10 protein-coding genes and 2 pseudogenes are annotated in these 19,016 nt (G+C 64.9%); 4 read left to right on the top strand and 8 right to left on the bottom strand.

Annotated elements, in window-relative coordinates:
• The first annotated feature begins 152 nt into the window (after positions 1–152).
• Complete coding sequence (locus AB0M70_RS05340; protein WP_365816592.1) at positions 153–452, top strand: hypothetical protein; 300 nt, start codon at positions 153–155, stop codon at positions 450–452.
• 74 nt (positions 453–526) lie between these two features.
• Here the strand turns inward: AB0M70_RS05340 and AB0M70_RS05345 are convergent.
• The 7 genes and pseudogenes from AB0M70_RS05345 to AB0M70_RS05375 form a co-directional block, all read right to left on the bottom strand.
• Positions 527–694: pseudogene (locus AB0M70_RS05345) on the bottom strand (DUF397 domain-containing protein); the annotation flags it as partial.
• A 28-nt stretch (positions 695–722) separates the two neighbouring features.
• A pseudogene (locus AB0M70_RS05350) lies at positions 723–977 on the bottom strand (Scr1 family TA system antitoxin-like transcriptional regulator); the annotation flags it as partial.
• A 122-nt stretch (positions 978–1,099) separates the two neighbouring features.
• Positions 1,100–2,935 carry a DUF1998 domain-containing protein gene (locus AB0M70_RS05355; protein WP_365817548.1) on the bottom strand — a complete coding sequence of 612 codons (1,836 nt, stop codon included), beginning with the start codon at positions 2,933–2,935 and terminating at the stop codon, positions 1,100–1,102.
• The gene (locus AB0M70_RS05360) at positions 2,932–6,159 is read right to left on the bottom strand and encodes a helicase-related protein (protein WP_365816595.1); all 3,228 of its coding nucleotides are present in this window, start codon (positions 6,157–6,159) and stop codon (positions 2,932–2,934) included. Before AB0M70_RS05360 ends, AB0M70_RS05355 begins: the two co-directional genes overlap by 4 nt.
• Complete coding sequence (locus AB0M70_RS05365) at positions 6,156–8,057, bottom strand: UvrD-helicase domain-containing protein (protein ID WP_365817550.1); 1,902 nt, start codon at positions 8,055–8,057, stop codon at positions 6,156–6,158. Before AB0M70_RS05365 ends, AB0M70_RS05360 begins: the two co-directional genes overlap by 4 nt.
• Positions 8,058–8,062: 5 nt before the next feature.
• A complete protein-coding gene (locus AB0M70_RS05370) occupies positions 8,063–12,841 on the bottom strand; it encodes a DEAD/DEAH box helicase family protein (protein WP_365816597.1) in 4,779 nt (1,592 codons plus the stop codon).
• A 123-nt stretch (positions 12,842–12,964) separates the two neighbouring features.
• Positions 12,965–13,309: a hypothetical protein gene (locus AB0M70_RS05375; RefSeq protein ID WP_365816599.1), complete on the bottom strand. Its 345-nt coding sequence runs from the start codon at positions 13,307–13,309 to the stop codon at positions 12,965–12,967.
• Positions 13,310–13,737: 428 nt separating this feature from the next.
• Between AB0M70_RS05375 and AB0M70_RS05380 the strand changes: the two genes are divergently transcribed.
• From AB0M70_RS05380 to AB0M70_RS05390, 3 genes are read left to right on the top strand one after another with little or no spacing between them, the layout of a single operon-like run.
• Positions 13,738–15,864, top strand: a complete 2,127-nt coding sequence (locus AB0M70_RS05380) for a helix-turn-helix transcriptional regulator (RefSeq protein WP_365816601.1) — start codon at positions 13,738–13,740, stop codon at positions 15,862–15,864.
• Positions 15,861–16,853 (top strand): hypothetical protein, encoded by a 993-nt coding sequence (locus AB0M70_RS05385; protein ID WP_365816603.1) that lies wholly within the window; start codon positions 15,861–15,863, stop codon positions 16,851–16,853. Before AB0M70_RS05380 ends, AB0M70_RS05385 begins: the two co-directional genes overlap by 4 nt.
• Positions 16,850–17,740, top strand: a complete 891-nt coding sequence (locus AB0M70_RS05390) for a DUF6339 family protein (protein WP_365816605.1) — start codon at positions 16,850–16,852, stop codon at positions 17,738–17,740. The genes AB0M70_RS05385 and AB0M70_RS05390 overlap by 4 nt, the downstream gene beginning before the upstream one ends.
• A 23-nt stretch (positions 17,741–17,763) precedes the next feature.
• On the opposite strand, the gene AB0M70_RS05395 is transcribed toward AB0M70_RS05390, so the two are convergent.
• Positions 17,764–19,014, bottom strand: a complete 1,251-nt coding sequence (locus tag AB0M70_RS05395; protein WP_365816607.1) for a DNA cytosine methyltransferase — start codon at positions 19,012–19,014, stop codon at positions 17,764–17,766.
• Between the last annotated feature and the right edge of the window lie 2 nt (positions 19,015–19,016).

Raw genomic sequence — 19,016 nt, forward strand, 5'->3', positions numbered from 1 at the left:
GCGCGGGCCCATGGGCCCGCCGCTGTGCGAGTGAATTGAGGCGGGCCCAGGTCTGCGCGATCAGTAAATAGGGCAAACCTGAACACACTGAACACGCGGACCCCACTGACCGCAGTGAACACACTCCACGATCGCGCACCGAAAGGCACCCCATGCGTATCCGTACCGCCCTGGCTGTCACCGCCCTCACCGCCGCCGCCGTGTTGGGCGCAAGCGGCACCGCCCTCGCCGACGACGACCACGAGGGCATGCGGGCCGGCTTCGCCTACGAGAACCTCGGCGGCCCCGCCGGCATCACCGAGGCAGCAGGCCACTTCGACGGCGACCACGACGGAGAGGGCATGCGCGGCGCCTTCGCCTACGAAAACCTGGGCGGCCCGGCCGGCATCACCGACGCAGCGGGCCACTTCGAGGGCCACCACGACTCCGAGGACGACCACGACGAGGACTGACGCACAGCCACCTCACGCACGCAATCAGGAGGGCCCGCCGAGAGCGGGCCCTCTTGTGTGCGGGGCAACGGTTCTCAGGCCAGTCGGCCGTCACGGAGGGCGTGGACGAAGAGGGCCCATGCGGGTTGGCGGACGGCGAAGAATGGGTGCGCGGGGTACTTGGAGTCACGTACGCAGGTGGCGCCGGATGCGAACGCGGCTTCCACGCACTCGGTCCCACTTCCTCCGCTGTAGGAGGACTTGAACCAGCGAGCTGCTGCTCGTGATCCATCAGAGTTCCCTCAGTGTTCGACGAATGGTCTCTGCGGATGCTGCCAGATCCAGGGCCTGAGCGCGGAGGTAATCGAACGCCAATGTGTAGCGCTCGAGCTCTGGCCGCTTTTCCATGAAGAGTCCGCCGCCCAGGATGTCCACGTAGACCACATCCAACTCCTGGGCAGGGCCGCGCAGTACGACGAAGCTGCCGACGGCAGCCGCGTGCGCACCGGCTTCGAACGGCAGTATCTGCAGCGTCACATGGGGCGACACCGCGAGATTCAGCAGTTCCTCCACTGGCTTCGAGCCCATGGATGTGATCCTGCAGAAGCCCTCGACCGAGCTCGGAACCGCTTCGAGGTCAAGGCCGAGGAGGCAGGATGCGCCATCGTTCAGTGAGTCGCCGTGCGCCGGAAGAATCCTATGGAGGGATCCTCAGGCGTCCCCACGAGCAGAGCCCGATCGAGCAATCCGTTGTTCAGCTCACAGCTCGTCTCAGGCAGCAGGACACAGGCGTGACAGGCGGCGAGATTGACACTTCCCGCTCCGCTTGCCTCCGACTCGATGCAAAGAGGGTCGGCCGAGCACCACTCCGCCCGGTGCAAGGCGGACCGCAACGCGACGGCCAAGCGATCGGGTTCCCCCTGCGCGACGAGACCGCCGAGGCTGCCCGCTGAGTCGCTGGTCGCCGTGTAGATGAGCAGGCCGGCCATGGTGTCGTCCGAGTAGAGGCGTTCCCGTAGCGCTGCCGCCGGGTAGCCACCGTCCAGGCTCCATTCGTTGATCAATATGTGGGCCAGAGTGTGCAGCAGGACCATGCGGGGGGTGGCTGGGGACTCGGGTGCGGAGGTCGGGTCCGTCGCTCGCTCGCGGAGGAGACGCCGGTGGTTGCTCCGCATGCGTTCCACTCGCGCGGCGACGGCCGCGCTCCGGGCCCAGGAGTCGATCTTCTCCTCGTCGAGGTGGAGGAATACTCCCTCCCCCTGGACTTCCATGGCGGGTAGCCAGTCCATGCGGGTGAGGGACAACTGGGCCTCGTGAACATCAGCGTTGGCGTCCGGGGACTCCACGCGTGAGAACGCCTTCAGAGCCCGGACCTCACGCAAACGCTTGACCAGCATCGGGCGGGCCAGACCGAGTCGTGTCAGATCCTCGGAACCAGTTGTCGGGGGCTCGCAGACGAACTGCTCCTCCCTGGACCCGTCGCGCTCGGCGTTTCCGCTTCGCAGGTGGATGTACTCCTGGTTGCGCAGAGCACGGTAGGCACTGTCCCTGCCGGGTTCCTGGTCGAGCCCTGAGTCCTCGTGCAGTTCGGCATCGAGGAGAGCGTGGACGGCCTCTGTGGAGATCTCGCCGCCTTCCCGCACTGTGAGAATTTTCAGATACAAGGGAATCTCAGAGCGCTCGAGGTTGCGTAGATCGTCCCAGTAGGGCGCGAGACGGTCGGCCAGGCCGTCGCTCCATGGCGGAATGGAGAGCGCGGACTTGACGATCGGTTGCCATGCCGCGGACGAACCGCGCTGAAGTGTGCGGGGCGGCTCGGAGCAGGGCTGGGCAGGAGCTTCCTTGAGCCACGGCCGTTTGCCCTCGCATCGCACTTTGAGTTTGGTCAGCGCCGTGCGCCGGAACGCCCCTTCCATCGAGACCTCCGGGATTCCGCAGGTACACGACACGACGATGGACCGCAGGGAAGCGGTCCGACCGCTGGTCCGTATACGCATCTCACCTCCGCAGTGGCCCGACGCGCCCTCCGCGCGATTGTCGCGGTGCGCCCATTTCCAGTACGGGAAGTCGTCGATATGCCCGGCGGCGCATGCCACGATGAAACGTGAGGGGACCAAGCCCTCTTGACAGTCACCGCATTCGTTCTTGCCCGGCGGTGAGTTGAATCCCCGCACGTGCTGAAGGGAGCTGCAGATCGGGCAGGAATGCCAGAGCGGGAAGCGTCGTACCCGTACGCCGTCCTTACTCGTGTCGTTCGAGGCGGGGGGCAGACGGAAGGACCGCACGCCGAGAATGCGCTGGAGCCGGTGCTCGTGGATCGTCGGGGCCGCACCGATGTTCCAGGAGTCCGTGCCGGCCACTATGAACGACTCGCTGTCGACAGCGATCATCGACCCGACACCGTACGTCGTGATCATTTGTGCGCGCCGGACCGAGCCGCGTCGAGGGTAGCTGCGTTCAGGGGCGCCTGCGCCCCGGCGACGACGGGAAGGGGGCGGGGTCATCGGGATGCCTCCATGAACAGAGCGGTCTCGGCGTCCACATCGCGCAGACTCCACAGGGTCGGCCAGGCTGATTCGTTCAGCTCGTCGTCGTAACCGCGGAGAAGGGAGGGGGACCTCTTGCCGCGCACAGGTTCGTAATAGAGGCCGCCTTGCGCTTCAGCCTCCCCCGCCCACCAGTCGACGAATTCGTCGAAGGCGTGGGCGGTCGCCTCGTACTCGTCCCTGTCGATGTCCCACACGCGACTGAGCAGGATGCGCCTGATCTTGTCCTGGAGTTCGTCGCGGAACTCGTCGATACGCCCAGCGCCATCGTTGGGACGGGCAGCGGGGATGAGGATGCGAGCGAGCGCGACGACCACGGCATGGAGCCCACGATCGCGGGAGCGGGCGGAGAAAGGGGTTACCGACGTCGATTCGACCTCGCGGTACAGCGCCGAATGGAAGTGGAGAAAGTTCTCGTAATGTGAACGATCTCTGGAACGGGACGAGTTGAGCATGACAGCGACGAGACCCGGATGACTTCGTCCGACTCGGCTGGTTGCCTGGATGTACTCGGCGGTCGTCTGCGGCTGGCCCATGACGGCCATCAGTCCGAGGCGATCGATATCGACCCCGACCGAGATCATGTTCGTGGCCAGCAAAACGTCGACCGTCTCGTCATGGGGGTACCGGCGCTCGATCTGCTTGAGTCGTGCGGGGATCTCGCTGGAGGTTGCCCGGCTGGTCAACTCGGTCATCTCCATGATGGTCCGCTTTTCGGTGCCGTCACGGTCGGCCAGGTACTCCAGGTACGCCTCGACGTCGTCCCGAACCTGCAGGTCGGCGGCGGCAAGCAGCCGCAGGCTGTTGAAGTACCCGACCAAGGTCCAATAGGCGTCACGTACCTCGCTTGAGGTCGCGGTGCGATTCGCTTGGTGCAGCAGCGTGGCGTAAGTACGGATCAGCAGGGTCGACTGGCTGGTGCTCGGCGTGAGCAGGCCTACATACTGCCGACTGGCCTTGTGCTCACGCGGTGTCTCCACGGCGAACCAGGAGTCCCTGGAGTCCAGTCCGGCCGGGGGGAACTGTGAGACCTGACGGGCGAACAACGCCTTTCCTTGGTCGCCCGCGCGACGGATGGTCGCCGTCGACGCGATCACCTTCGGTTGGTCGGCGAGGACGTCCACCGCCGTTTCGTACAGGCCGGTGAGCGTACCGAGTGGCCCGGAGATGAGGTGGAGCTCGTCCTGGACGATCAACTCCGGGGGAGGCGTGCGGTCCGCACGATCCCGGTTGAAGAGCGCTGCCGTCTTCTCGCGCCACGGCATGGAGGCGAACTTGTCCACCGTGGCGATCACCAAAGTGGGGCGCGCGTCGTAGACGGCCTCGTCGATCAGGTGGACGGGCAGCCCCTCACGGAAGTCGCAGGAAGGATCGGGGCAGCGTACGTGCATGCGTCGAGCCTCGTCGTCCACCTCGTACTGATGGGCGTCGATACGGGTGCCGCACCATGGGCAGGCGTGGAGCTGGACCGGGTTCTTCTCCTGAAGTGACTTGCCCTTGCGAAGTTCCACCAAGCTGTCTGCGGCGATGTTGAGCATGTTCGGTGTGGCGGACTGGCCGACCCACATTCCTATGGAGATCGGATCGCTGCCGAGGAGTCTTTCGTCGGCCAGGCGCATCTGCTCCATCGCGCAGATGAGGATGGTGGCCCTCTCGAACTGCTGCAGGGTGAGCAGCCGCAGTGTGTAGCGCATCAGTACGGTCACACCGGCGCCGTCTTCCTCCAGTCGCATACGGCGCAGGAAGGTGGTGAAGGCGATCAGGCCCAGATACGCCTCGGTCTTGCCACCGCCTGTCGGGAACCAGAGCAGATCAGCGACCTTTCGATCCTCGTGGGCAGGGTCGACGATTCCTTCGAGACAGAGCAGTACGAAGGAGATCTGGAAGGGGCGCCAGCGCCCCGAGGTCGTGTCGGGTGTCCCCGCTCGACCGTTCTTTACCCAGGAACTGCGAGCCCGCTGCTGTGCCATGGCCTCGTTGGCGAGTTTGAACGCTCGCATGATCTCCGGCTGATCCCGATCCGCGAGCAAATGGATACCTCGCCGCATGCGGTCAAGCGCTACGCCGCACGATTCAACCTGATCCAGTGCGGCGGTGCCGAACGGCGTGTCTGCCAAAGCTTCTGCTTCGGACCGCTTGCGGCCGATCCATTCCTCGTATCCGGCAAGTAGCCCCTCGAGCACTGACAGGACTTCCGAATCCGAGCGGGTCGCAAGGCCATGCATGGTGAGGGCAGAGGCGTCGATCTCAGGGTTGCTGTCGGTCAGCAGGACTTCATGGGTAGGTACGAACTCGGTCCGGACCTCGGCGATCGCGGCGGGCCCGAGGATCGGTGCGCCGACGCGAGGAGGTGTCCAGTCCCAATCGGCCGCGCACCCATGGCCCATTGCGAACGTCGGGGCGTGTCGGTGGAGCAGTCTGCTGGTGGCCTGCTCCGTATCGGCAGCCCCCGATGGGGGTTGCCTGTCCACGAAGGCAAGTTCCCCGGCGGGAGTTCTGACTGTGAGACGGGGTTGAAACAGGCTGAAGGCGTCCTGCAGTTCTCGCTCGCCGACCCGCTTCTCATTGATCAGGGTGACAGTGACCGTGACGGTTCCGTCGGGTGAGGCCTTCCGCACGAGGGCACGGATACTCACCTCGTCGGACACAGGCTCTTCGGGCTGTACACCGGGCTTGGTCACGTCCACCGTGATCGAAGGGAAGGTAAGCGGCCGACGCTGCCAGCGTTCGTTCTGCTCGGACGTGCTGCGTGCCTCCGAACGCTTCGCCGCCACCGGCCGCCCTTCCGCGTCGACCGGGTCGTAGGCAGCCGCTTCCGTCGTGATGACGACCCTACGAGCTACCTCGGGATCGACCGCGAAGGTGAGTCCCATGGAGGACGGCCTGCGGTCGTTGGCCAGGGAGATGCCAAGGTCCGGGACGCAGTCCTCGATGTCTCTCCGCTTCAGTATGGGAGCGTCGTCGAGGCCCGCCTCCTCGGCGATGTCGGCGGTGAGCTCGTCCTCGGCCGAGTTGCTTGCCGCACGAGGGAACAGCACGCCGATCGGATAGGCGGTGATCGGAGGGTCCTGGGACAGGATCTCGTCGTCGGTCCCTGGCCCGAGCAGGTCGCGGCGCAGCTGGGCGACCAGGTCGTCGCGGGCTGCGTAGTGCGCTGCGTGCTCGCTCATATCGTTCGTCATCGAGTGTGGCCTTCCTGAGCGTGTCCGCCCCACTTGTAGCGCCCCAGCCCGGACATACGCGGCACAAGCCAGACCCCGTGCTCCCCGAGCCCGGCTCGCGACCCGGAGGCCGTGCTGCCGGCCACGGTCTCGATGGCGTCGACCCGGAATCCGGAGATCTCCGTGGGCCAGTTGACTGTCCAGGTAGGGCTGACTTTGAGGGACGAGTACAGGTCCTGACGGAACTTCTTGGAGACCAGGCCGACCGGGGCCCCATCGTGGTAGACGGCGTAGGGGGGACTTTGGTCGGCGTCCGCCTGCAGCTCGTGGAGACGGCGCAGGACCAGTGGATCGCCTGCGCGTGCGGTGTGGGTGAGGTACTCCTGCACTGCCATCGGATCGGAGTCGAAGCCGTCCGTGCCCGGTGGGTGTTCGCGGCAGACGTCATGCCCGGTCGCCTCGATGCCGTAGCGTGCGTACGACTTCCAGCCGGCCACGTACCAGCGGTTGGTGACGCGATCGCGGCGGACCAATGTGGACTGCGGTGCGGCGACCCGGTAGAGATCCTCCCTCGGTCTCGTCATGGCGACGAACAAGGCCCGCGCCTCGGCTGCTGGATCGATGTGCGTGTGCTGCTTCCTCAACTCGGCCACGGTGGCCGGCTCGACCACGATCACTCGGTCGAACTCCAACCCCTTGGCCCGATGAACCGTGGAGACCACGAGACGGGCGGGTTCTGCTGCGGCCAGGTCGTCGGGGAAGCGCCCTTCGGCGATGAGCCGACGTACCGCGGTGACGTCGAGCAGACCGCGTGAGCCACGGGCAGCTCCGCGCAGGGACCGCCACAGAGGAGCCACGTCGACGTCGCGCAACATTCCCACTCCGGTCAGGATCTCGCGAAAGCGATGCTCGCCCAGTGTCGTGGAACCGGTATGACTCAGCAGACCGGCAACCCATGCTGGAACCGGAGGGCCCTGGAGCGCGCGCTGCAGCCGATGAGGGACGCTGTGCTGGAACAGGGTCTCGGACAGGACGAGCGCTTGTCTGTTGTCCCGGCAGAGGACCGCGCACGTACCCGGGTAGTCGCGGAGTGAGCCGACGACGAAAGAATCGGCGATCTCGCCGAAATGAGGGCGGGCAAGAAGACGTTCCCGCAGCTCTCGGTAGGCAACCTCGCCGGCAGCCGCAGCTTCGGTGGTGTCGGACGGCAGCCGTAGAAGCGTCGACCCCATGGAGAGCGCTGTGCCTGCTTCCGGGGTACGAGCACGGAAGTTGGCGGAGAGGTGTAGTTCGACCAAGTCATCGGGGAACGATGCGCGCAGCCAATCGAAGAAGTAGTTGGTCTCGGCGGCCCGGGCATCTGGGTCGGACACCTGGAAGCCGTAAACGGCCTGCGCGTCGTCCCCCACCACGGTGAATCCGCAACTGTTCTGGAATCGGTCCAGCAGCGTCTCCACCATGTTTCTCCGGTCGCAGACCAGGTCCTGGACCTCGTCGATGACCACATGCGCGGGTGTGCCGGACTCCCCGGCCTCCACTGCTCCCTTGGCGATGGCCTTCTCGGCCTCGCGAATGCGTTCGTCGAAGGTGCAGCGGCTCCAGTCATGGTCCGGATAGGCGCTGGTCAACAGGGTGTAAGCCCAGGAGTCGAAGGTCTGGGCACGCACTCGCCGGGCACGTCGACCGTGGGTGGAGATCCGCTCACGCAGCTCGCGGACCGCGGCCCGCGAGAAGCTGAGTACGAGGATCTCGCCGGCTTCCAATGCCTCCTCCTCGTGCCCAACCAGGGCGTCGAGTCGGCGCACGAGGGTATGGGTCTTGCCTGCGCCGGGCCCGGCCGTCACCAGGACCCTGGCGTCCCAGGGCTGATCGACGACTGCCTGTTGCTCCGAGGTGAGTGCGGGGCTGTCCGCGTACATGCTGGTCACTTGGCACCCCAAAGATGCTCGAACCGGGTGAAGGCCAAGGCCTTGTCGTAATTCGCGATGTTGTCCCGGACGTTGAGGATCAGACAGGTGTCCTCGCCGCCGTTACGGGGGCCACGGAGGCCGCGACCGATCATCTGCTGGTACATGTTCGGGCTGTACGTGGGTCGTGCCACGACGACTGCGCGGGTGGCGGGGGCGTCGAATCCCTGGGTGAGGACCCCGTAGTTGGTGAGGACGCGGGTCTGTCGCCGCCGGAAGGAGTCGATGCGTCGTCGGCGCTCGGTGGAAGAGGTCGTGGAGTCGACGGCCGCGGCGGTGATGGCTTTGTCGTTGAGCTTTGCCGCGAGGAACTTGGCGTGACCGACGGACGTGGCGAAGACCAGGACAGGCCAGTTCTTGGGCATGTCGAGGATCTCGTCGATGATGCGTCGGTTGCGGTCGTTGTCGTCGGCCAGGCGTTGTTCAGCGGCCTTGGAGAGAACGCTCAGTTGAGTAGCGCGTTCCTGCTCGTCGCGGGTCAACTCGATTGAACCGCCCGCTAGTTCCTTGTGCGTCACTCGGGCCAACATGCCGAGTTCTTGCAGTTCGGCGTAGGGGTCGCCCGAGCTGAAAATGCCGTCGTCCAAACGACGGCCGCCGAATCGCTGGATCAGTCGCTGGGTCTCTTCGACATTGGTATTGCGGAAGGGCGTCGCGGTCAGACCCAGCAGGTGGCGATCGGTACGGGAGTGAGTCAGACCGAGCAGACCGAGGATCTCCGTGTACTGCGGCGCGATGGCCATGTGCGCCTCGTCCACAATGACCAGGGACGCCTTGCGGAGCCAGGAGTACGCATGAGTGTCGAGGGTGACGCGCAGTTTGGCGTCCGTCGCCACGACGAGGTGCGGGCGGTCGGCGACGGGCCCGGCCTCGTTCGACGACCAGAGTCTGCTGATGGCCAAGGGGCTCTCGGCACCCACTTTGGACCAGACGAACTGCCAGCTCTGCACAGCTTGTTCGCACAGCTCTTCGGTCTGGGCGATCCACAGGATCGGACCGCCGAGCTGCCCGTCCTGCTTGATCCAGCGGATGACCGCCTCGGAGGCCACACGCGTCTTGCCCGCGCCGGTGGGCAAGGACAGCATGCCGCGCTGCGGGGAGAGCCGGTCCAACATGGCGAAGACGTTGGAAGCCAGGCGCTCCTGGTAGTCGTGGAGTCGCGGGAACTCCGTGGGGCCGTCGACGTCGAGTCGGGGTGCCAGTGGGGGAGTGCGAACGCCGGCGAAGGAGTCGGGAAAGCCAAGATCGGAGACGAACTTCACCGCGGGGGTCGCGCCGGTGAATGACGAGGGGGCGTGGCTGGGATATGCAGCTGCCAGGTCCTTCACGTGTACCTGCAGCACTCCGTCGCCGTGTGCGTTGTACGCCATCTGTGCGATGCGCTGAGCGGACGGTGCGGCGCCGCCCAGGTCGGCCTGCTCACTGGCCAGTAGGCCGGCAGGAAGACCTGCCTGTAGAGAATCGGCACCGACCAGCAACTCCAGCTTCTCCACTACGGACGTTGCCTCGCGCACGGCTCGGAGTGACTCCTGTAGTTGCTGGTCCTGCTCTTGCCGTTGCTGCGCTTCGAGCACTGCTCGGCACCCGGACTCGCCCAACCCCCAGCGGAGTTCTCGGTCGGCTGCGTTGAGGATGGCAATCCGGTCCGCGGAGGCGAGAACGAGCACCGTGGTGCCAAGCAGCGCACTCTTCAGGGGGGTTGTGCGTATTCCGTTCGGAGTACGCACAACCTCCTCCAGCTCCGAACAATGCTGCAGGTCGTAGTTGTTGATCGAGTTCCCCAACCTCTGTCGAAGTGTGGGGAATGCGTCACGCAAGGGGATGGATTCCGCGGAAGCCGCGTGCCGTGTCTCTTTACTGATGACGTCGGAATAGCGCAGCATGCCCCACTGGCCGGTCATCAGCTCAGCATTCTCCGGAGTGCCTGCGAGGAGGGCCGGGAGCTGCTCGGCCCGAAGAGCCTTGTACTCCTCGGGCGTGGCGGCCACGGCGATCTCGCCGTCCTCCCGGGTGCTCCACTCCGCCCCGATGCGACACCGAGTCAGGGAGTTCTCGGGGAAGGCGACTTGGAGACGCGTCAGCATCACGTAGGTGTGGCCGACGAAGACGTCGTCCTCACTTCGGAGGAGCTCTTGCATCAGCGCTTCCCATTGAGCCTCCGGTACGTCGTCCACCACCACCGGAAGGTGGAGTTTGCGCGCCTTCTCCGGGCTGATATCGGCGACGGCCAACACATCGCTGTAGGCGCCCAGTTGAGGTCCCACCGCGTCCGCGAGTCTTACGATGCCCTTCGACGTCGCGACGAGTCCATGACGGCGCACCATCCAGCGCAGTGGGGAGACGACGGCCTTGCGGGTGGTGGCTTGCGCACCCATCTGCCTGGTCCAGACATCAATGACGGATTCGTCCGGGAGAGCCTTGACGAAGGCAGCCTTTCCTTCGTCCGAGAGTTTCGGCAGCAAATGCAACGGGCCGCCGACAGCCGCGCCTTCGAGTTTGAGTCGGGAGATCGTCGGGCGGCTGGCTTTGCTGTCGAGGCTTCGGCAGTAGCTGTCGAAAACTGCCGTGCGGTACTCGTCGAACCATGGCTCGCCTTCCGGTCGACACCCGCCGGTCGGGTGAGCCAGTAGTCCGAACTCGCGGAAGACGGCCATGTCGTCGGAATGGAAGGACATGTCCACCGCCACGGAGGCGTCACGTGAGCCGTCGGCCGGTACCACCGGGCCGGGGATCATGCAGTCCTGCATCCGGTGGTAGTGGCCGTCCTTGGTGCGGACGAACAAGGTCGCCAGAGGAAGGGGCACGCGGCTACGCACTTCGGCAGAGACGTGGCTGCCGCCTGCAGTGTGGAACAGTTCCCAGAATCGGGTCCAGTCCTGGGCAGAGTAGTGATCGAACCCTTGGTCCAGCACTCCGACGAATCGCCCCCGCGCGTCCGCTTCGCGGATGCCGATCAGGTTGAGGGCCGAGTAGAGGGGCATGTTTTCCGACAGCTTGGGATCGACATAGACGAGGTCGTCCTTGAGACCGTCCTGGACTGTTCGCCGGAAGACCTTTCCCGCGACCGGCGGCACCATGCCGTGTTCTTCGGTCAGCACGATGCGCGCTGTTCGGGCTTCGTCGGCGAAGGGAGAGGAGTCCTTGATCATGTCTGCGAGGATCCGTATCGATACAGCCGAGGCATCGGCCGATCCATCGGCTACAAGCGCCTCCAGCCACTCCCGGACCGTGGCACGTTCCCACTTGGCCGCCGACAGGATGTGCTCGACCTTGCCCGATCGGATCTCCGCCGCTTCCACCGAAGGATGGATCCAGTCGGAAGGGCGCCCTGGATAGGCGTTCCACATTTCCAACCACTGCAGTTGGAGTTTCCCGCGCTTACCCAGGTCCGGGTGGAGGCGAAGGTCCCGGGGGATACGCAGGATCCCGTCCTGGTCGGGGAGGGAGGGGCGCTGCGCTGCCATCTCCCAGATTTTTTCGGTCAGTTGCTGGTCGGCCCAGTTGAGAGTTTCGGACTCCTTGGTCCGACCGGGGAGCAGCGGTAGGTAGGCGCCCGGGTCCTGTGCAGGTGCCAAGTGCGGCAGGGAGTCCACGACCAGGCGGGCCGCGACCTGAATGATCTCTTCGTTGAAAGGACTCGCATCGAGCAGGTTCTGCCTGTCCTCATTGGTCTTCCAAGCGCCGTTCAGAGCTCCGCTCAACGTCATGGGATATTTGGTCGGAAAGAACGACCAGAACTCCCCTCGTCCCCGCGGAGCGGTCAGCAACTTGTCGCCGGTGTAAGCCGGCACGGCCCAAGCGATGTCGATGGTCCCTCGGTCATGCATCTCGCCGGCACTGCGGCGGGCCGCCTCGGTGGGACGGTGCGCGTGGGTGAACACCTTCCAATCGGTACGTGACGCCTGCTGCCCCGTGCGTTGCTCGTGGATCGTGTGGCGGAATCCCTCGTGCTCGACTTTGATGACGCGACGAACGGGGGGCATCGCACGGCGGTCTTCGAGTACCACGGTTCCGACGTGGTGGGAGAAGAGTTGGAACCGCGCCGGGAATTCCTTCCGCGTGTCGTCCTTGCGGCCCTGGTGCATGTCACCGGCAAGCCGCCCGGCGGCTCCGCCGAGCAGGGGGAGACGTACAACCGTGGTCGCCCAGCCGAGGAGTTCGTCGAGTACGGGGTCGTCTCTTCGCTCTGTGGCGACATCGAGAGGCCGGGCCATACGGAGAACGGGAGCCTCGAGTTCCTCCCCGACAGTTTCCCCACATGCCTCGCTGATTCGTGAGAAAGCCCAGTCGCGATCAAAACCGAATCCGAACTCTAAGCTGCCTGACTTGCTGAAGAACTGAGGCGTGTCAGTGATCGCGAGAACGGATTTTACTCCCACGCCGAAGCGCCCGATCTGACCGCCACGTTTTTTCGAGACGCTCATCCGAAGGATGGTTTCAGCGCCTTCTGGAGTGACCGGAGTCCCTTCATTCGCACAGTAGAGATGAGTTCCGGTGAGAACGGAATGAACGCTACCGCCGGGTTCGTTCGCGATTTCGTCCGCCGCGTTCTGAATCAGTTCGAAGAGTTGCCGATCTCCGTAACCACCTTGGGTGATCCGCCGTTCGCCGTTCGCATGTTCCTGAATCAGTCCCGGGTCGACACGGTAGGTCTCCAGCACCCGTTTGGATTGCTCGACGACCTTCTTGATCACGGGTGAGGACTCCGCGGTGTCCGCCGAGTTGAGGTGGCTCACGGTATTTCCGTTTCTGTGACTGAGGGCGGAACAGGAGGAGGCGCGGGAGGCCGGCCGCGCCGCATGACGCGCGACCGGCTCTCTCGACGACGATAGCCCTGTGGGCTGGCAACTCGGTGCGGATTACGGCAGATCGAAGTCGATGATGATGACGGTGACGTGGGTGCGGGGGCTACGGTTCCCGGGCGAGTGGCTACTGGCGCCGGGATGTCCGGGAGGTCCGGTCCGAATGCGCCGGGTACGGCGACGGGGTCCGTGATGGCGGGCGCTACCGGCACCGTTCGGGGGAGAAACCTTCCTGCGGTCGACGATTTCGAGCAGCCTGCGATACGTCCGGATGACTCCGTGGGTGATCTGCCGCTCGGCCAGAAATTCTTCCCGGTCCTTCTTACCCTCGCGGGCGTCGTACTGAGAGACGATCCAACGCATGAGCTTGAGGGAGGGTTCGTTCTCGAACTTTTCGGGCACAGGAATTCTCGATCCGTTGAAACGTGCTGGCGGGCGGTTGAGGTGGCGCGCAGTTCAGAGTTCCAACGGGGGAAGGCATGAGAAATAAGCCCTCTCGACAGGTGATTCCCGTGGGGCGGTTGAGAGAAATCGAACTCTAGGGGTGAACTCGGCTTATCTGCAATGGCTTTGACGGACGTGATGTGGAACGGGGGAGACCGGTTCATTCCCCTCCGGGGCCCCTCGGGGACGTCCGCAGGAAAGGAACCCCCCGACCGTACGATTGGGGCATTAGGTATCTTTAAGGTCCAAATTTCGCATTAGGCCCTGCCGATACCTTCGACCGTCGCTCGGTCACTGTCAACCAGTGTTGTACAAAACCCTGTGATGTCAAATGCTGCTGGTAGGCTGTGCTCCGCAACGCTGGCAGCAGCTGAGGAGAGGTCGCCGTGGACGGTGGAGAAGACTTCGGGCCCTGGCTGGCCCGCCAGTTGAAGAGAGCCAGGAAGACACAGACGGAGCTGGCGGAGTCGGTGGGTGTGACTCGTGCCGCCGTCTCGGCCTGGATCACCGGGCGTGCCACGCCTCGTGATGAAACCATCAGGAAGATCGCGGATGCTCTCGGTACGGATCTGGGAACGATCCACAGCCGCACCACGGACACCCTCGTCGGTCGGCCCGTCACCTGGTGTCACCGTCCGGCCTACGCCGATGGAGGCCGCGACTTCGGCAACGCCGCGGCCTTTGCCTTCGAAGCCGATGTGGGAGTTCTGGCTCGCGAAGCGACTCAGAACAGCCTCGACGAGCGCCTCACCGAGCACGGCCAACCGGTTCGTGTTCGATACACGCTTGAGGAACTGACAGGCGAGAATCTCGCACGGTTCCGTGAGGCGATTCGCTGGGATGAGCTCTTCCCGCACTACGAGGCGGCGGCGGCGCAGGACCAGAAGGTTGGAAGAGTCATCGCTGCCGGACTGCATGAGATGTACACGCGGGACAGACTGGTGCTGTTGCGAGTCGATGACTACAACGCGTCCGGCCTGACCGGGGACGACTATGAGACGGGTCGGTTCGCCGCTGTTGTTCGACGGCAGCTCGACAGTCACAAGTCCGCAAGCAGCGCCGGTGGTTCTTACGGACTCGGCAAGGCGACACTCTGGGCGACCAGTCGACTCGGCCTTGTGATCATCAACTCCACTCTGTCCGAACCGCACGAAGGTCGGACCGAGCGACGGCTCATCGGGCGGCTCGACCTCCCGTGGCGCGAGGTCGACGGCAGACACTGGGCCGGGCCCGCATGGCTGGGTCGGCCGGACCCTGACGTGGAAGGTGAGGAAGTCGCCCGTTCGTGGTGGGCCGGCGAGGAGACGGTCGAGCGCCTGCACCTCACACGGGAGAGCAGCGAACCCGGTACCTCTTTCCTGATCGTGGGCGCACATGACGTGGCGAGCCTGGCTGATCCCTCCTCGGCGTCTGAAGGCGACGGCACTGAGGATGACGACAGCGTGCATCGCATGCACAAGCGCCTCGTTCAGGCTCTTGGGCGAAATTTCTGGGCTGCGATGACCACGGGTGGGAACCGTCAGCCGCTGCTTGAGGCTTCGGTACGGACGCTGCGTAACGGTATGGAGATCATTGCGGAGGAGCGGGTCGATCCCCGCGCCGCCCAGCCCTCGCGGACCCGCGCGCTTGAAGCTTTCCTGGAAGGTACGACGGTAGAGCGCCTGACAGAGTCGGGCCAGGTGGCCATGACGACGGTTCCGCTGAACGTGCCCGGTCGGGAGGGCCGAAGGAGCGGCGGTGAGCATCGAGCGGTCCTCCTGGTGACAAAAGCTGACGATGAGGACGCCCTGCCACACAACACAGTGACCATGATGCGTGGCAATCGGATGACGGTCAGGGCGAAGTCCGTCCCGGGCCTGGGTTTGGGTACCGACCCGTTCCAGGCGGTGCTTCTCGCCGGGCGCGCTGCGGGTGAGGATGCTCCTTTCGCCGATGAGGCCGAGGCATTCTTGCGCGCCTCTGAGCCCCCCGAGCATGACAAGTGGGGACAGACGGAAGAGCTGCGTATGCAGTACTCGCCTTCCGCGTACCGACGGATCGGCCATCTGACACGCGAGGCGAACGATGCGGTGCGTGCGCTCGTGGCAGTGCCCAAGGAGAGGCAACGCGCGGGCACCGATCGACTGCGTAAGCGTCTGGCAGTCGGTGGCAAACGCCCGGCTCGGGCCTCGGCCACGGCTGGTCTTCCCACTTTGGACGAACTGGACGCACAAGTCGGAGCCGACGGTGCGTGGCGTATCACGGCGGAAGTGAAGGTGCCACGTGGGGGCGAGGCCTGGCACCTTGTGCCGGTCGCCAAACTGGACGTGAGATCGGGGCCCCGCCCCCTGGTGGCCTGGTCGGAACTCGCAGCCGTCCACAACTGTGAACTGATCGACGGGGCACTGCACTTCACTCCCGGCGCAAGGACTGCCGTCTTCAGCGGCGTCACCGACGTATCGAGTCATCCCGTGCGAGCGACGCTCACCGGCCTTGTCGTCGAACTCCGGACGGACAAGGGGGACAAGGCATGAAGGCCTACCCGTATAGGCGGCTCAGCGGTGCCGTGTCGTTGCGCGTGACATCCGTGGAAGTGAAGGTACCCGGTGAGAGCCGCGAGCCGCTCGACACCAAGGCGTTCTCGGTCGTCGAGCAGGTAGTTGCGCTGGGCCGGGCGGAGCGGGACGACTGGGAGAGCGCCCGTCTCAAACTGTCGGCCACCATTCCGGCCGGCGCCACGGAATCCAACGGGTACTGGTGCGATGTGTCGGTCGCTGCAGTCCTGACCGAGAAGGCAACCAATGCACGGACCGCAGTCGTTCTGGAGTCACGGACAGAGGGTCGAAGAGAATGGACAGGCACGCTGGACCTGTGGCGTGCCGACCATCTGGACCGAGCCGCACTGACCGTTCATGTGATGGCCACGGTCGATGGCGTGCCGGGACGTGTCATCGCCACATCCGAGAGGGAGTGGATCGTCGATCTGGCGTCCAAGGCGCCCCTGCGGCAGCGTGAGCTCGATGTCATCGAGGTCGGTTTCCGTGAGGGACCGGAGTGGCTACGCCCCTTCAAGGAGGTGCCTTGGATTGTGGACACGTCCGGCGAGTTGCCCGCCGTACACGTGAATATCGACTTCGAAGGCATCACCGAATTGGTAGGCGGCAACGGGTCCTCGGAGGAGGGCCTGGTCCGCGATCTGTTGCTGGCCCAGATGTGCACGGACGTCTGGACCGCCGTATTTCACACCGCCATCGGTGATCTGGAAGTAGAGGACGACGGTACGCCGCTCTTTCCACACGATTGGCGGGGCGAAGTGCTCCGCGAGATGCTTCCGGACGTCGTTCCCGATCGCCCTCTCGAGGAAGCGTTGCGTGAGGTGCATCGGCGCCGTACCGGAGCATCCGGGTGGATCGATCTTCAGCCCCGTATCCACTTCGCAGCCACGCGTAGAGCTGATGTCCCCAAGGCCCTGTCCACCACCATTCGAGGTCTGGACCGACTGCACCAAGGGAACGACGCATGACCCACAAGCCGTCTCACCTGCCGGAACGCCTGGCGCTGCTGTCCGATCTCAATGCTGCCCAGTACCTCACAGAAGGGCTGCTCGCCGGGAAGGAGGACGTCCCCGCCATTGCGCTCAACAAGGTTTCCGAGCCAATGTCTGGAGACGATGCCCGGGCAGCCCTGCATCCGGTACGCGACCTTGTCGATGACACCATGCACGCGTACCGCGACGCCAAGGTGACCCAGGCCGACGCCTGGCTGGCCACGCGGCTCCATGCCACCTTGCGACTCAGCCGTCGAGAGGCTGCGGACAGGAAGTTGTGGAACTACCTGGCTCTTGGAGTCGCCCCGGATTACGTCGTCTGGCGCCACATGTCGGAACCCAAGGAGGGAAAGACACCGCAGGTCGCGGCCACTCGCTTCCGCGGTGCGCACTACACGCAGGCCTTCGCTCGCTTGTGGTGGGCAGCCGAACTGTTCAGGAACGGTTCCGACTACAGCCCTGTGGTGGCTGCCTGCACCAACCAGGACATGCTCAACACCGCGCTGCGTCTCGACGCCATTGATCACCGGCCCACGGCCTTGGCGATGGTGCGTCTGCTCGAGCGCGGCACCGTGAGTACCGGCCGTGATGTCAACGCCCTGGCACGCGCCGTCAATACGTCCGCGGCCACCCTGATGTACGACGTCATTGCCCCGGACGTCATACGCGATGCGGGGCCGCTGCGTGAGTGGATCGATGCTGCCGAATCGGCGCCTGCGGTGCCCCGCAGGATGCTTCCGGAGGGGCCGGACGAGGAGCAGGCTCCGGACGACTCGGTGGAGGCGTTGGCTGACTATTTTGCGGAACTCTTCGCGGACGCGCCGGTACGTGGGAAGGAAGCAGCTGAGGAAAGCAGCGTCTGACCGGTCCCTGAACCCCCGGACCGTCAGGTGCTCTCGGCGGGTTCGTCGACGGCCGGGGGCTGCCACTCCTCAAGTGCCTCGAAGAGTTTTCCTTCCGGCGGCCCGAAACCGAGTGCGCAGCTCAGGATGTGCAGGGACAGACGGGGCGGAATGGCGTTGCCGATCTGTTGGGCCACGTCGGTCGAGCGCCACGGGTACGCCGCGGGGAACGATTGGAGCAGTCCCGCTTCCTTCGCGGTCAGCCGCTCCAGCTCCTCGCCGATCTCCTTCGTGCCCGACTTCGTCTCCTTCAGGAGGAAGACACGGTTGCGCCGGATCTTGCCGGTGACTGTTGCCGCCGGCTCCTCGGACGTTCGACGGCCGCGCTTCTTGGGGTCACCGCCCGAGCCGTAGTTGGAGACCACTTCGAAGTCTCGAGGCCGGTCATGCAGCACGTCTTGCATCGCGGTCCACCGGGTGATCGGCGTGGTGCTGTCCGGGTCGGTGAACAGCACTTCCTGCCGACCCTGATCCAGGGTCTCCTGTTGAGGATGCCTGTCAGCGGCCCCTTGCTCGGGAAGCCGTTCCACTCCAGGGCGGTAGCGCTGATGGGTCGGTCGAGGAAACTCGACGTCCATGTCTTCGTTTCCCGGAGCGTACTGAGCGATCAGCACGGCGCGTCGACGGGTCTGAGGAACACCGAACGTTTCGGCGTGCAGCACGTGGGCGGCAGCGGCGTAACCGATCGTTTTGAGGAGCTCGGCATAGTGCTTCCACACCGGTAGGACGGTGGGTACCTGCTCGAGTACGACGACCTTGTAAGGCTCTTTGCGCCTGAGCTTGGCTTCCATGATCCAGCGCAGCGGCTGGAGCACGAGTCCGGTGCGGTTGTCCGACAGGGCGTCGGTCTCGGCCTTGACTTGTTTCCAGACAGTCTCAAAGGTCACCAGGTCATTGGGGCGCACCAAGCGTGTGGCCAGCCGCTGCACGTCCTCCAGAGCCTTGTGTCCCTCGCGGTTCCCGGCGACGGAGAACGTCTGGCACGGCGGGCCGCCGGTGAGTACGTTCGCGCCCTTGACCTGGGCGTCGCAAGGACCTAGGGCCGCAACGTCCTTCTCCTCGGTCGTCAGCAGTTGTGCCGCTGTACGTGTGGCCCGTGTGGCGTCGTCCCACTCGACCCCTACACTCTCCACTCCCATGATCGTGGCTGCGATATCGAGACCACCAGGTCCCGCGAACAGGTCCACAATGCGGAAATCTGCAGGCTGGGGCGGATTCGGATGCGCGGGGGTCATGG

Origin of the sequence: Streptomyces sp. NPDC051214 (assembly GCF_040682375.1) — a bacterium.
GTDB lineage: Bacteria > Actinomycetota > Actinomycetes > Streptomycetales > Streptomycetaceae > Streptomyces.

What these genes read in the sequence shown, in the direction of transcription:
- AB0M70_RS05360 (WP_365816595.1), bottom strand. Translation starts at nt 6,159, where the DNA reads ATGACGAACGATATGAGCGAGCACGCAGCGCACTACGCAGCCCGCGAC.
- AB0M70_RS05385 (WP_365816603.1), top strand. Translation starts at nt 15,861, where the DNA reads ATGAAGGCCTACCCGTATAGGCGGCTCAGCGGTGCCGTGTCGTTGCGC.
- AB0M70_RS05340 (WP_365816592.1), top strand. Translation starts at nt 153, where the DNA reads ATGCGTATCCGTACCGCCCTGGCTGTCACCGCCCTCACCGCCGCCGCC.
- AB0M70_RS05355 (WP_365817548.1), bottom strand. Translation starts at nt 2,935, where the DNA reads ATGACCCCGCCCCCTTCCCGTCGTCGCCGGGGCGCAGGCGCCCCTGAA.
- AB0M70_RS05395 (WP_365816607.1), bottom strand. Translation starts at nt 19,014, where the DNA reads ATGACCCCCGCGCATCCGAATCCGCCCCAGCCTGCAGATTTCCGCATT.
- AB0M70_RS05365 (WP_365817550.1), bottom strand. Translation starts at nt 8,057, where the DNA reads ATGTACGCGGACAGCCCCGCACTCACCTCGGAGCAACAGGCAGTCGTC.
- AB0M70_RS05390 (WP_365816605.1), top strand. Translation starts at nt 16,850, where the DNA reads ATGACCCACAAGCCGTCTCACCTGCCGGAACGCCTGGCGCTGCTGTCC.